Origin of the sequence: Streptomyces sp. JJ36, assembly GCF_021696945.1 — a bacterium.
Classification (GTDB): domain Bacteria; phylum Actinomycetota; class Actinomycetes; order Streptomycetales; family Streptomycetaceae; genus Streptomyces.
In genome coordinates this window covers 15,424-27,778 of record NZ_JACYHE010000015.1, presented here as the reverse complement: position 1 = coordinate 27,778, position 12,355 = coordinate 15,424, and the positions used below count along the sequence as shown (strand labels likewise).

The 12,355-nt window shown below is 75.5% G+C and carries 13 protein-coding genes; 9 read left to right on the top strand and 4 right to left on the bottom strand.

Annotated elements, in window-relative coordinates; genetic code table 11:
• Positions 1-53 precede the first annotated feature (53 nt).
• Positions 54-251, bottom strand: a complete 198-nt coding sequence (locus HOY81_RS08805; protein WP_237319688.1) for a DUF1918 domain-containing protein — start codon at positions 249-251, stop codon at positions 54-56.
• Positions 252-338: 87 nt separating this feature from the next.
• Positions 339-1,268: a DMT family transporter gene (locus tag HOY81_RS08800; RefSeq protein WP_237319687.1), complete on the bottom strand. Its 930-nt coding sequence runs from the start codon at positions 1,266-1,268 to the stop codon at positions 339-341.
• Between HOY81_RS08800 and HOY81_RS08795 the strand changes: the two genes are divergently transcribed.
• From HOY81_RS08795 to HOY81_RS08780, 4 genes are all read left to right on the top strand, one after another.
• Entirely contained in the window at positions 1,267-2,712 is a 1,446-nt protein-coding gene (locus HOY81_RS08795; RefSeq protein WP_237319686.1) for a PLP-dependent aminotransferase family protein, read from the top strand. The genes HOY81_RS08800 and HOY81_RS08795 overlap by 2 nt on opposite strands.
• Before the next feature lie 81 nt (positions 2,713-2,793).
• Complete coding sequence (locus tag HOY81_RS08790; protein ID WP_237319685.1) at positions 2,794-3,360, top strand: histidine phosphatase family protein; 567 nt, start codon at positions 2,794-2,796, stop codon at positions 3,358-3,360.
• Between the two features lie 148 nt (positions 3,361-3,508).
• Positions 3,509-4,267, top strand: a complete 759-nt coding sequence (locus HOY81_RS08785) for an Fpg/Nei family DNA glycosylase (RefSeq protein WP_237319684.1) — start codon at positions 3,509-3,511, stop codon at positions 4,265-4,267.
• 7 nt (positions 4,268-4,274) lie between these two features.
• Entirely contained in the window at positions 4,275-5,018 is a 744-nt protein-coding gene (locus HOY81_RS08780) for an HAD family phosphatase (protein ID WP_237319683.1), read from the top strand.
• 126 nt (positions 5,019-5,144) lie between these two features.
• On the opposite strand, the gene HOY81_RS08775 is transcribed toward HOY81_RS08780, so the two are convergent.
• Positions 5,145-5,756 (bottom strand): hypothetical protein, encoded by a 612-nt coding sequence (locus tag HOY81_RS08775; protein ID WP_237319682.1) that lies wholly within the window; start codon positions 5,754-5,756, stop codon positions 5,145-5,147.
• A gap of 243 nt (positions 5,757-5,999) precedes the next feature.
• On the opposite strand from HOY81_RS08775, the gene argC reads away from it, so the two are divergent.
• The 5 genes from argC to HOY81_RS08750 all read left to right on the top strand — a co-directional run bounded on the left by argC (position 6,000) and on the right by HOY81_RS08750 (position 10,995).
• Positions 6,000-7,028 carry an N-acetyl-gamma-glutamyl-phosphate reductase gene (argC, locus tag HOY81_RS08770; protein WP_237319681.1) on the top strand — a complete coding sequence of 343 codons (1,029 nt, stop codon included), beginning with the start codon at positions 6,000-6,002 and terminating at the stop codon, positions 7,026-7,028.
• Positions 7,029-7,155: 127 nt separating this feature from the next.
• Entirely contained in the window at positions 7,156-8,307 is a 1,152-nt protein-coding gene (gene argJ / locus HOY81_RS08765) for a bifunctional glutamate N-acetyltransferase/amino-acid acetyltransferase ArgJ (RefSeq protein WP_237319680.1), read from the top strand.
• Positions 8,304-9,260 (top strand): acetylglutamate kinase, encoded by a 957-nt coding sequence (argB, locus tag HOY81_RS08760; RefSeq protein ID WP_237319679.1) that lies wholly within the window; start codon positions 8,304-8,306, stop codon positions 9,258-9,260. Before argJ ends, argB begins: the two co-directional genes overlap by 4 nt.
• Positions 9,257-10,441, top strand: a complete 1,185-nt coding sequence (locus HOY81_RS08755) for an acetylornithine transaminase (protein WP_237319678.1) — start codon at positions 9,257-9,259, stop codon at positions 10,439-10,441. Before argB ends, HOY81_RS08755 begins: the two co-directional genes overlap by 4 nt.
• Positions 10,442-10,467: 26 nt before the next feature.
• Complete coding sequence (locus HOY81_RS08750; protein ID WP_237319677.1) at positions 10,468-10,995, top strand: arginine repressor; 528 nt, start codon at positions 10,468-10,470, stop codon at positions 10,993-10,995.
• Positions 10,996-11,040: 45 nt separating this feature from the next.
• On the opposite strand, the gene HOY81_RS08745 is transcribed toward HOY81_RS08750, so the two are convergent.
• Positions 11,041-12,207, bottom strand: coding sequence for a DUF3103 family protein (locus HOY81_RS08745; protein ID WP_237319676.1), 1,167 nt, complete (start codon positions 12,205-12,207; stop codon positions 11,041-11,043).
• Positions 12,208-12,355 lie beyond the last annotated feature (148 nt).

Here is a 12,355-nt window from a genome sequence, read left to right as displayed (position 1 = left end):
CCGTGCGGGGAGGGGCACGCACCAGCGTGCCGCGAACCGGGTGCCGGGGGCGCTCAGCGCTGCGGCTTCTCCTCGTGCCGCACCACGGAATCGGGCCCCGGCGACATCACCGCCTCGTGGCCGTCCTCGAAGCGCACCCGGTAGGGGGGTTCGCCGTCGGACCCCAGGACCTCCACGATCTCCGCGACCTTGTCGTGCTGGCCCACGGTCCTGCCGTGCACCAGCAGCTTGTCGCCCGACTGTGCTTGCATCCGCGGTGCCCTCCTGTCCGCAGGTGGTGATACGTCGGCTTGTGCCGTGGGTCACAGTCTACGGCGGGCGGGGCGGCCCCGCGCTCGTCACGCGCGGGCGCGCTGGGTGACGGCGATGCAGACGAGCACCGCGACCGCGGCCGCCGGGGCGGCCGGAGTCAGCCGCTCGCCGAGCAGCAGCACCGACCACACCAGGGTCAGCAGCGGCTGCGCGAGCTGGAGCTGGCTGGCCCGGGCGACGCCGGTGAGACCCATGCCCCGGTACCACACCAGCAGGCCGAGAAACTGGGATCCCGCCGCCAGCCACACCACCCCGCCGAGCGCGGTGGCGGTCAGCCGTACCGGCTCCGCCTGCACGGCCACCACGGCGCCGAGTGCGGCGAGCGGCAGGCAGCCGGCGAGCGCCCAGCCGATGACCTGCCAGCCGGGCAGCTCCCGCGCCAGCCGGCCGCCCTCGGCGTAGCCCGCGGCGCAGACCAGCAGCGCGGCGCCGAGGTAGAGGTCGCCCGTGGTGGGCGCTCCGCCGCTCTCGTGCACCGCGAAGGCCAGGACCACGACCGCGCCGGTGGCCGCGGCGGCCCAGAAGGTGCCGGAGGGCCGGTGGCCGGTGCGCAGCGCGGAGTAGGCCGCCGTGGTCAGCGGGAGCAGCCCGACGACGACGGCGGCGTGCGCGGTGGAGGAGGTCTGCAGCGCCAGTGTGGTCAGGAGCGGGAAGCCGATCACGGTGCCGGCCGCGACGACGGCCAGTCCGGGCCAGAGCCGGCGGGCCGGTACCGGCACCCGCAGCGCGGCGAGGCAGCCGCTCGCGAGCAGCCCGGCGAGCACCATGCGGACGGTCGTGACCGACCACGGGCCCAGTCCCTCCAGGGCCCAGGTGGTGGCCGGGAAGGTCAGCGAGAAGGCGGTCACGCCCGCGGCCGCCAGCAGCAGTCCGGTCCGCGCGGAGGCGCCGCGGCGGGGGCGCCCCGCCGGGACCGCTATCGCCGACGGTGTGGTAGCGCTATCCTCTACTCTCATGCAACAGCGTAGCAGTGTGGGAGAACTCGTCGCTTCCCTGCGCGCGGACCTGAATCGCTACTCTCCCGGCGAGAAGCTGCCGTCCAGCCGGGCGCTCATCGAGCGCTACCGCGTCAGCCCGGTCACCGTCTCCCGCGCTCTCGCCGCCCTCGCCGCCGAGGGCCTGCTGGTGACCCGTCCGGGCGCCGGGGCGTTCCGGGCCGCGCCGCGGGCGGCCGCGCCCGCCGCCGGCGACACCTCCTGGCAGGAGGTCGCGCTGAGCGCCGAGTCCGCGCCCGGCCCGGTGCAGCGCAGCGTCGACGCGAGCGGGGTCACCGCCACCCTGACCACGCCGCCGCCCGGGGTGATCGAGCTGAGCGGTGGCTATCTGCCGGAGGTTCTCCAGCCCGAGCGGGCGCTCTCCGCGGCCCTCGCCCGCGCCGGCCGCCGGCCAGGGGCCTGGGGGCGCCCGCCCCTGGAGGGCGTGTCCGAGCTGCGGGCCTGGTTCGGCCGCGAGATCGGCGGCCCCTCCGGGGCGGTGAACGCCTCCGACGTGCTGGTCACCGCGGGCGGGCAGAGCGCCCTCACCACCGCGCTGCGCGCGCTGGCGCCGCCCGGAGCCGCCGTGCTGGTCGAGTCGCCCACCTACCCCGGGATGCTCGGCGCGGCCCGCGCCTCCGGGCTCCGCCCCCTCCCGGTGCCCGCGGACGCCGACGGTGTCCGTCCCGGCCTCCTCGCCGACGCCTTCCGGGCCAGCGGTGCCCGGCTCTTCGTCTGCCAGCCGCTCTTCCAGAACCCCACCGGCGCGGTCCTCGCCGAGGACCGGCGGGCCGCCGTGCTGGAGGCGGCCCGCGCTGCGGGCGCCTTCGTGGTGGAGGACGACTTCGCCCGCCGGCTGGCCCACGAGGACGCCGGGCCGCTGCCCGGCACCCTCCGTGCGGACGACCCGGACGGCGTCGTGGTGCACGTCTGCTCGCTGACCAAGGCGGCCTCGCCCAGCCTCCGGGTCGGCGCGCTGGCCGCCCGCGGCCCGGCCCTGGAACGGTTGCGGGCCGTCCAGGTGGTGGACGCCTTCTTCGTGCCGCGCCCGCTGCAGGAGGCCGCCCTGGAACTCGTCGGCGCTCCCGCCTGGGACCGGCACCTGCGCGGGATCGGCGGCGAGCTGCGACGGCGCCGGGAGGCGATGCTCACCGCGCTGGCCCGGGAACTCCCGGAGCTGCCCACGCCGCACGCGGCACGGGGCGGCTACCACCTGTGGCTCCGGCTCCCGGACGGTACGGACGAGGCCGCGCTGGTCGCCTCCGCGCTGCGGCACGGCGTCTCGGTGACGGCGGGCCGCCCCTACTTCCCGGCCGAGTCGCCCGCCCCGCACCTGCGGCTCAGCTACGCCCCCGCCGCGGGCACCGAGGAGATCGCCGAGGGGGTCCGCCGGCTCCGCGCGGCCTGGGAGGAGCCGGGGCGCTGAGCGCCCGGCGCCCGGAAGATCCCTTCGACTCCCTGTTGACGGGGTATCGAACAAACGGGCTCTTCACCCTATGATCACCGGATGCACATACGTGTCACGCTGCTCGCGCCCGCCCGCAGCTCCTCGGTGCTCGATGTGCGCTTCGACGACGACCGGTCGCTGGACGAGGCGGGCTGGCGGGAGCTCCAGCAGGCCGTGCCCTGGCTCTCCCGGCTCTCCGCCGCCGAGCTCCGCTACTGCTCCCCGTCCGCCCGCTGCCGTGCCACCGGCGACGTCCTCGGCCTCGCCCCGCTCGCCCAGCCCGCGCTGCGCGACTGCGACATGGGGCGCTGGCGGGGCCGTACGCTCCAGGAGGTCGCGGCCCGGGAGCCGGACGCGGTCGACGCCTGGCTGACCGACCCGCGCGCCGCCCCGCACGGCGGGGAGTCGCTGCTGGACTTCATCGGCCGCGTCGGCGGCTGGCTGGACACCCGCCCCGTGGACGGTGACGACTGGGTGGTGGCCGTCACCGAGCCCGCGGTGCTGCGGGCAGCCGTGTGCTACGTCCTCCGGGCGCCCCCGCACACGTACTGGCGTATCGAGGCCCACCCGCTGTCCGCCGTGGGCTTCACCGGGCGGGCGGGGGAGTGGTCGCTGAGCCTGGAGTGACGGCTCCCCGGTCCCCGACCGGCCCCCCCCGGGGGGCGCCGGCGGAGACGCCCCGGGATGCCGCCGTTCCCGCCCGCGGGACAATGGGCGTACGGGCCGCCACCCGGCCCGCGAGCCGCACGAGCCCGTACGGAGCGAGGTCGGTGCCATGCCCGAGCTGCCGGACGTCGAGGGGTTCCGGCGGATCGACCGGGTCGAGGTCGCCGACACCGGCGTCCTGCACGGGGTGACCGCGCGCCGGCTGCGCAGCACCCTGCAGGGCCGGGTCCTCGGCACCCCCGAACGGCACGGCAAGTGGCTCCTCGCCCCCACCGAGGACGGCCCCGCGCTGCTGCTGCACTTCGGCATGACCGGGCGCCTGGACTGCCGCCCGGCCGGTGAGCGGGCCCACCGCCACGACCGGGTGCTGCTCACCCTCGGCGACGACCGCCTGTGCTACCGCGACCAGCGCAAGCTCAAGGGCCTCTGGTACGCGCCGCAGGGCGCGGACGACGACGTGGTCCGGCGCACCCTGGCCGGGCAGGGCCCGGACGCCGCCGGGCTGAGCCGCACGGAGCTCGACGGACTGCTGGGCGGGCGGCGCGGCGGAGTCAAGTCCGTCCTGCTCGACCAGTCGGCCGTCGCCGGGCTGGGCAACCTGCTCGCCGACGAGATCCTCTGGCGCGCCCGGCTGCGCCCCGGCCGCCGGGCCGCGGAACTCACCCCCGCGGAACGCCGCACCCTCCACACCGAGCTGCGCCGGACGCTGCGCCCGGCGATGCGCGCCGGCCGCGTCCCCGACCGGCCCTCCTGGCTCACCGGACACCGGGACGACCCCGACGGGCGGTGCCCGCGCTGCTCCGGCACCCTGCGCCGGGACCGGATCGCCGGGCGCGCCACCGTCTGGTGCCCGCACTGCCAGAGGTGAGGGACGCATGCTGGGCCTCCCGGAACGCGTACGCGCCTGCCTCTTCGACCTCGACGGCGTCCTCACCCGGACGGCCACCGTGCACGCGGCCGCCTGGAAGGACGCCTTCGACGGCTTCCTGCGGGACCGGGCGGAGCGCACGGGCACCCCCTTCGTGCCCTTCGACCCGGTCCGCGACTACGCCGCCTACGTGGACGGCCGGCCCCGCGCCGACGGGATCCGCACATTCCTCGCCTCCCGCTCCCTCCGGCTGCCCGAGGGCGGCCCCGGAGACCCGCCCGGCGCGGAGACCGTGCACGCCCTCGGCGCCCGCAAGAACGCCCTGCTGCTCCGCCTGCTCCGCGAGCAGGGCGTGGCGGTGTACGAGGGCTCGGTGGCCTACCTGCGGGCGGCCGGGGATGCCGGGCTGCTGCGCGCCGTCGTCTCGTCCAGCGCCAACTGCCGCGAGGTGCTGGCCGCCGCCGGCATCGCCGGCCAGTTCGACGCGCGGATCGACGGGGTGGTGGCCCGGGAGCGGGGCCTGCGCGGCAAGCCGGCGCCGGACACCTACCTCGCGGCGGCCCGGGCCCTGCACACCGAGCCCTCCCGGGCGGCCGTGTTCGAGGACGCGCTGGCCGGCGTCGAGGCCGGCCGGGCCGGCCGCTTCGCCCTGGTGGTGGGCGTGGACCGGGCCGGGCAGGCCCGCGCCCTCCGCGCGCACGGCGCGGACGTGGTGGTACCGGACCTCGCCGCACTCCTGGAGCGGCCCTGAGCGGTCGCCGGGCTCCCTCTTGCCGCCGCCGCGCCGTCAGGGCGGGGGCGGCGGCTCCCGCAGGGCGTCGTCCGCCGGGCCGCAGGCCGAGGTCTGCCCCGCGTGCATCGCGGCCCGGCGTCCCGGTCACGCCCCGGCCTCGCCCGGGGGCTCCTCGCCGTGCACGGGACGGGCCCAGAGCGTCAGGTCGCTGCTGGTGGCGACGGCGAGAGTGCGCCCGGACGGCGAGAAGCCGGCGGCCCGCAGTTCGGAGTAGTGGGAGTCGAAGACATGCCACCAGCCCTCGCCGTGCCGCCCGGTCCAGGGTGCTCCCCCACGGGCGGAGAGCAGCACCCGGTCATCCGGCCACTCGGGGCTGACGGTGTCCAGGCTCCAGCCGTCGAGGGTGGTGGCGTGCAGGCCCCCTCCGAAGAGGCCCGCGATGCGTACGCGGGTCGCGGCGACAGGGCCGAGCCCCGGGCAGGAGAGGTCCGGCACCGCGTCCGGGGTGCTCGCGCCGGGGTCGGGGTCACGGTCGCGGGCGATCTTCTCGCCGGTGACGGCGTCGAAGAGCCCATGGCCGTCGGTGGAGACCACCATGACGAGGTCGTGGCCGGTACCCGGGGCGACGGCGAAGCCGATGCCGAGCAGCCCGCCCACGGGGGTGCGCCGCAGGACCGGGCGCCACGGGGACGGCGGCTGCGTCTCCGGGACGGACAGCAGGCGTTCTCGCAGGTGTTGCTGATAGTCCGAGATCACGGTGCCCCCCCCGCTGCTTCTCGCCGTCCCCGTTGCGGGGCGGTGCCGGGCCTGCGTCCGGCTGCCCGAACGTATCCTGCGGGGGCGCGGCGACGCCTGCGGTTTCCCGCCCGCCGAGGCGGCCCCTTCCCGTCGACGTCCCGTCGATTTCCCCGTCCGACCAGGCCACCGGCGAGCCACGGGAGACGTTGCATAAAACTGCCGTGCTATGTATAGTCATGCTCTCGAGGAGGAGGAGGTTCGATGGCATTCCGAGTAGCGGTGGCGGGGGCGAGCGGGTATGCGGGAGGCGAGATCCTGCGCCTGCTCGCCGGTCACCCGGAGACGGAGATCGGCGCCCTGACGGGCAACTCCAACGCCGGGCAACGCCTCGGCGCACTGCAGCCGCACCTCGCGCCGCTCGCCGACCGCGTGCTGGAGCCGACCACCACCGAGGTGCTGCGCGGGCACGACGTGGTCTTCCTCGCCCTGCCGCACGGGCAGTCGGCCGCGGTCGCCGCGGAGCTCGGTGCGGACGTCCTGGTGATCGACTGTGGCGCCGACTTCCGGCTCACCGACCCCGGGGACTGGGAGCGGTTCTACGGTACGCCGCACGCCGGGAGCTGGCCGTACGGGCTCCCCGAGCTGCCCGGCGCCCGTGACGCCCTGCGGGGCTCCCGGCGGGTCGCCGTCCCGGGGTGCTACCCGACCGCGGTGTCGCTCGCCCTCTTCCCCGCGTACGCCGCCGGCCTCGCCGGGCCCGAAGCGGTGATCGTCGCGGCCTCCGGTTCCTCCGGGGCCGGCAAGTCCCCCAAGCCGCACCTGCTGGGCAGCGAGGTCATGGGCTCCATGAGCCCGTACGGCGTGGGCGGCGTGCACCGGCACACCCCGGAGATGATCCAGAACCTCTCGGCGGCCGCCGGCGAGCCGGTGACCGTCTCCTTCACCCCCACGCTCGCCCCGATGCCCCGCGGCATCCTCGCGACCTGCACCGCCCCGGCGCGCCCCGGAGTCACCGCCGACACGGTGCGCGCGGCGTACGAGAAGGCCTTCCAGGACGAGCCGTTCGTGCGGCTGCTGCCCGAGGGGCAGTGGCCCGCCACCGCCGCCGTGTACGGCTCCAACACGGCCCTGCTGCAGACGGCGCTGGACGAGGCGGCGGGCCGGATCGTGGTGGTGGCCGCCATCGACAACCTGACCAAGGGCACGGGGGGCGGTGCGGTGCAGAGCATGAACCTCGCCCTCGGGCTGCCCGAGGAGCTGGGCCTTCCCATGACCGGAGTCGCACCGTGACCGGCTGCGCGGCCGGAGAAGCGAACGGGGCTGCTGTGAGCGTCGGCGGAGCAGCGACGTACCGGTGGCCGGTGGTGCGGGGCGCGCTGCTGCGCTGCGCAGCCGGAGAAGCGAACGGAGAATCGCAGTGAGCGTGACCGCACCCGCAGGGTTCACCGCGGCGGGGATCGCCGCCGGGATCAAGGAGAGCGGCGGCCCCGACCTCGCCCTGGTGGTCAATCAGGGCCCCCGCGACGCCGCCGCCGGCGTCTTCACCGCGAACCGCGTCAAGGCGGCGCCGGTCCTCTGGTCCGAGCAGGTGGTCAAGGGGGGCCGCGTGACCTCCGTGGTACTGAACTCCGGGGGCGCCAACGCCTGCACCGGCCCGGCCGGCTTCCAGGACACGCACGCCACCGCCGAGAGGGCCGCCGAGGTGCTGGGGCACCAGGCGGGCGAGGTGGCCGTCGCCTCCACCGGGCTGATCGGGCTCCGGCTGCCGATGGACCGGCTGCTCCCCGGGATCGGCACGGCCGCCGCCGAGCTCTCCCCGCACGGCGGGGAGAAGGCGGCCCTGGCCATCAAGACCACCGACACGGTGCACAAGACCGCCGTGGCCGACCGCGACGGCTGGTGCGTCGGCGGCATGGCCAAGGGCGCGGGCATGCTCGCGCCGGGCCTGGCGACCATGCTGGTCGTCCTCACCACGGACGCCGACCTGGCCGCGCCCGAGCTGGACAAGGCGCTCCGCGCCGCGACCCGTACCACCTTCGACCGGCTGGACTCCGACGGCTGCATGTCGACCAACGACACGGTGCTGCTGCTCGCCTCCGGCGCCTCCGGCGTCACCCCCGGGTACGAGGAGTTCGCCGAGGCCGTCCGCGAGGTGTGCGCCGACCTGTCCCGTCAGCTCATCGGGGACGCGGAGGGCGCCACCAAGGACATCCGGGTCGAGGTGGTGAACGCGGCGAGCGAGGAGGACGCGGTCGAGGTCGGCCGCGCGATCGCGCGCAGCAATCTGCTCAAGTGCGCGGTGCACGGCGAGGATCCCAACTGGGGCCGGGTGCTCTCCGCCATCGGCACCACCGCCGCCGCCTTCGAGCCGGACCGGCTGAGCGTCGCCGTCAACGGCGTCTGGGTGTGCCGGGACGGCTCCACCGGTGAGGACCGGGGGCTCGTCGACATGCGCTACCGCGAGGTGTCGATCACCGCCGACCTGGCCGCCGGCCAGGACTCCGCCGTGATCTGGACCAACGATCTGACCGCCGACTACGTCCACGAGAACAGCGCGTACTCCTCATGACCACACGCCGGCACACCGCCCAGCCCAAGGCACAGACGCTCATCGAGGCGCTGCCCTGGCTGACCCGCCATCACGGCAAGACCGTCGTCATCAAGTTCGGCGGCAACGCCATGGTCGACGACGAGCTGAAGGCCGCCTTCGCGCAGGACGTGGTCTTCCTCCGACACGCCGGGCTGCGTCCCGTGGTCGTGCACGGCGGGGGCCCGCAGATCAGCGCCCAGCTCGACCGGCTCGGCCTGGAGACGGAGTTCCGGGCGGGACTGCGGGTGACCTCGCTGGAGACCATGGACGTGGTCCGCATGGTGCTGGCCGGGCAGGTGCAGCGCGAACTGGTCGGGCTGCTCAACCGGCACGGGCCGCTCGCCGTGGGCATGACGGGCGAGGACGCCCACACCATGACGGCCACCAAGCGGTACGCCGACATCGACGGCGAGCCGGTGGACCTGGGCCGGGTCGGTGACATCGTCGGCGTCGAGGCGGGCGCCGTCCGGGCGCTGCTGGACGACGGCCGGATCCCGGTCGTCTCCTCCATCGCCCGCAGCACCGACGACGAGCACGTCTACAACATCAACGCCGACACGGCCGCCGCGGCGCTGGCGGCCGCGCTCGGCGCGGAGACCCTGGTGGTCCTCACCGACGTCGAGGGCCTCTACGCCGACTGGCCGGCGAGCGACGACGTGATCAGCGAGCTGACCGCGAGCGAGCTGGAGAAGCTGCTGCCCGATCTGGCCAGCGGCATGGTCCCCAAGATGGAGGGCTGCCTGCACGCCGTGCGGAACGGGGTGCGCACCGCCCGCGTCCTGGACGGCCGGGTGCAGCACGCCCTGCTGCTGGAGATCTTCACCGACGAGGGGATCGGCACCATGGTCGTGCCCGACCCCGGCCCCGGCCCCGACTCCGCTCCCGGCGGTTCCGCGGCGCCCGGGGCGACCCACGAGGAGGAGACGGCATGACGTCCCGGGACCCCCTGACGCGGCGCTGGCAGGGCGCCCTGATGGACACCTACGGCACGCCGCGCCTGTCGCTGACCCACGGCGAGGGCGTCCGGCTCTGGGACGCCGACGGCCGTACCTACCTGGACTTCACCGGCGGCATCGCCGTCAACGCCCTGGGCACCGCGCACCCCGCGGTGGTGCGGGCCGTCTCCGACCAGGTGGCCACCCTCGGCCATGTCTCGAACCTCTTCCTCAGCGAGCCGGTCGTCGCCCTCGCCGAGCGGCTGCTCGAGGTGGCCGGACGCAGCGGCCGGGTCTACTTCGGCAACTCCGGCGCCGAGGCGGTCGAGGCCGCCGTCAAGATCGGGCGGCGTACCGGCCGTACGCACCAGGTCGCCACGGCCGGCGGCTTCCACGGCCGCACCATGGGCGCGCTGGCGCTGACCGGGCAGCCGGCCAAGCAGCAGCCGTTCCTGCCGCTGCCGGGCGAGGTGACCCATGTGCCGTACGGGGACGTGGCGGCGCTGCGCGCCGCCGTCACCCCGGACACCGCGCTGTTCGTGGTCGAGCCGGTGCAGGGCGAGAACGGCGTGGTGGTGCCGCCCGAGGGTTATCTGGCCGCGGCCCGCGAGATCACCCGGGCCACCGGGACGCTGCTGGTGGTCGACGAGATCCAGACGGGCGTCGGGCGGACCGGCCACTGGCTGGCCTGCCAGGCGCAGGGAGTCGAGCCCGACGTGGTCACCCTGGCCAAGGGGCTGGGCGGCGGCATGCCCATCGGTGCCACACTGGCCTTCGGGCGGGCAGCCGAGCTGCTGACGCCCGGTCAGCACGGCTCCACCTTCGGCGGCAACCCCGTCTCCTGCGCCGCGGGCCTTGCGGTGCTGGAGACCATCGAGGGCGAGGGGCTGCTGGAGAACGTCAAGCGGGTCGGCGCCCGGCTCCGGGACGGAGTGGCCGCGCTCGGCCACCCGTTGCTCGACCATGTCCGCGGGGCGGGGCTGCTGCTCGGTATGGTGCTCACCGAACCCGCCGCACCGCAGGTGCAGCAGGCAGCTCAGGACGCGGGATTCCTGGTGAACGCGGTCGCCCCGGACGTCGTCCGGCTCGCACCTCCGCTGATCCTCGGTGCGGCCGACGCGGACGCGCTGGTCCAGGCGCTCCCGGCCGTCCTGGACACCGCCCAGGGACGCCGCTAGGCCACGGAACGCGAGGAACGGGGACGATGACGGAGGCGCAGTACAGCGGGCAGGCCGTACCGCAGACACGTACGGCCCGGCACCGGAGGATCGTCGACATCCTGAACCGGCAGCCGGTCCGCTCGCAGAGCCAGCTCGCCAAACTCCTGGCCGACGACGGCCTGTCCGTCACCCAGGCCACACTCTCCCGGGACCTGGACGAGCTCGGCGCGGTGAAGATCCGCAACACCGGCGGCGAGCTGATCTACGCCGTGCCGGGCGAGGGCGGCGACCGCACGCCGCGGGCGCCGCTGGGGGAGTCCGCCAGCGAGGCGCGCATGGCGCGCCTCGCCGGCGAGCTCCTCATCTCCGCGGAGGCGTCCGCGAACCTGGTGGTGCTGCGGACGCCGCCGGGAGCCGCGCAGTTCCTCGCCTCCGCGATCGACCAGGCCGAGGTCCACGAGATCATCGGCACCATCGCCGGCGACGACACCCTGCTGCTGATCAGCCGGGAGCCGGACGGCGGGCGGGCCCTCGCGGACCATCTGCTGCAACTGGCCCAGAAGGCGCGTTAGCGACGCCTGGTGGCCGGGGCCCGGCAGGCCCCGGCCGGAGGCCGTTCAGAACTGGTCGACGAAGTACGGCTCCACGGTCATCCGGCCGTTCCCGGCCGCGCCGGTGAGCGACCCGCTGTCCTGCCGGGCGAGGGTGTACCAGGAGTCCACGTAGTCCGGGTCGTCGGTCCACCAGTCGTCGGGCATGGCGTCCAGCAGGGCGTTCACCAGCGGGATGTACATGCCCTGGTCGGTGATGGTGAGCAGGGCGGTGGTCAGGGCCTTGGCGAGCTCCCGGTAGTTGGTGCCGCCGTCCTCCTCCATCATCACGGCGTCGGCCAGGTTGTACTTGTAGTACGACCAGTTCACCAGGATCTGGTCCGGGTAGTAGGTCCGGCCGTCCTCGTCCAGGTACGGCATGTCGACAGGGTCGACGCGGACCTTCCCGTCGTGGCCGAAGCCGGTCACCAGGGAGTAGATCTCGCTGTCGCCCTTGACCCAGGGCTCCTTGTCGTCGGAGAGCCGTACCGAGGTGATGCGGGTCGACCAGAAGCCGGCCTGGGCCGCCTGTGCCTCGCGGCCCTGCGCGGACCCGGTGCGGACCGCCCCCGACAGCCCGTGGGCGGCGAGCTCCTCCCGCAGCACGTCCAGGCCGGCGGCCAGGGCCCGGGAGGCGTCGGTGTCCAGCACGTAGACCGGGCGCTCGGGCGGGGTGCGCAGGTCCAGTTCGACGGCCCGGCCACGGCTGTCGTAGGCGGTCACCGAGGACGCGTCGTCGTCGGACGGCGGGGTGGTGACGAGCGGTGCGGTCCCGGCGGCCAGGGCGTCGCGCATGGCGTCGTCGGCCAGCCGCAGCCGGAGCAGCGGACCGTGTCCGCCGTCCAGGCCCTTGGCCTCGGTCAGTGCGGCCTCCGCGCGGTCGAGCGCGGGCTCCAGCCTCCGGGCGGCCCGGTGGTCGCCGGACCGGTCGGCCAGGGCGGACAGGTTCACCGCGTCGGTGGTGAGGGCGGCCTCGCGCACGGTGGCGCGCCAGCCGCGGTCGGCCAGCGAGGCGGCCACGGTGCGGGCCGCTCGGTCCTCGATCCGGAAGACGGCGCCGGCGGTGGGGGCGGTGCCGCGCTCCTGCGGCGCGGGTTCCGCGGCGGTCGCCCCGGCGGCCAGGGGGGCGACGAGCACGGCGGCGGCCAAGCCGAGAGCGGCGATGCCCCGGCGTCTGGCGGACGGTGATCTCACGGGTCCTCCTGTGGGGTCTATGCGGGTAGACACTCTCCTAGCCTGACGGAGTCATGACAACTCCACAAGGGGGCCGCGCGGGCCCCGCCGGCACCCCCGCTCGGCGGGCCCGCGCGGCGGCCGGGGTGTCCGGCCACCGTCCGCCCCG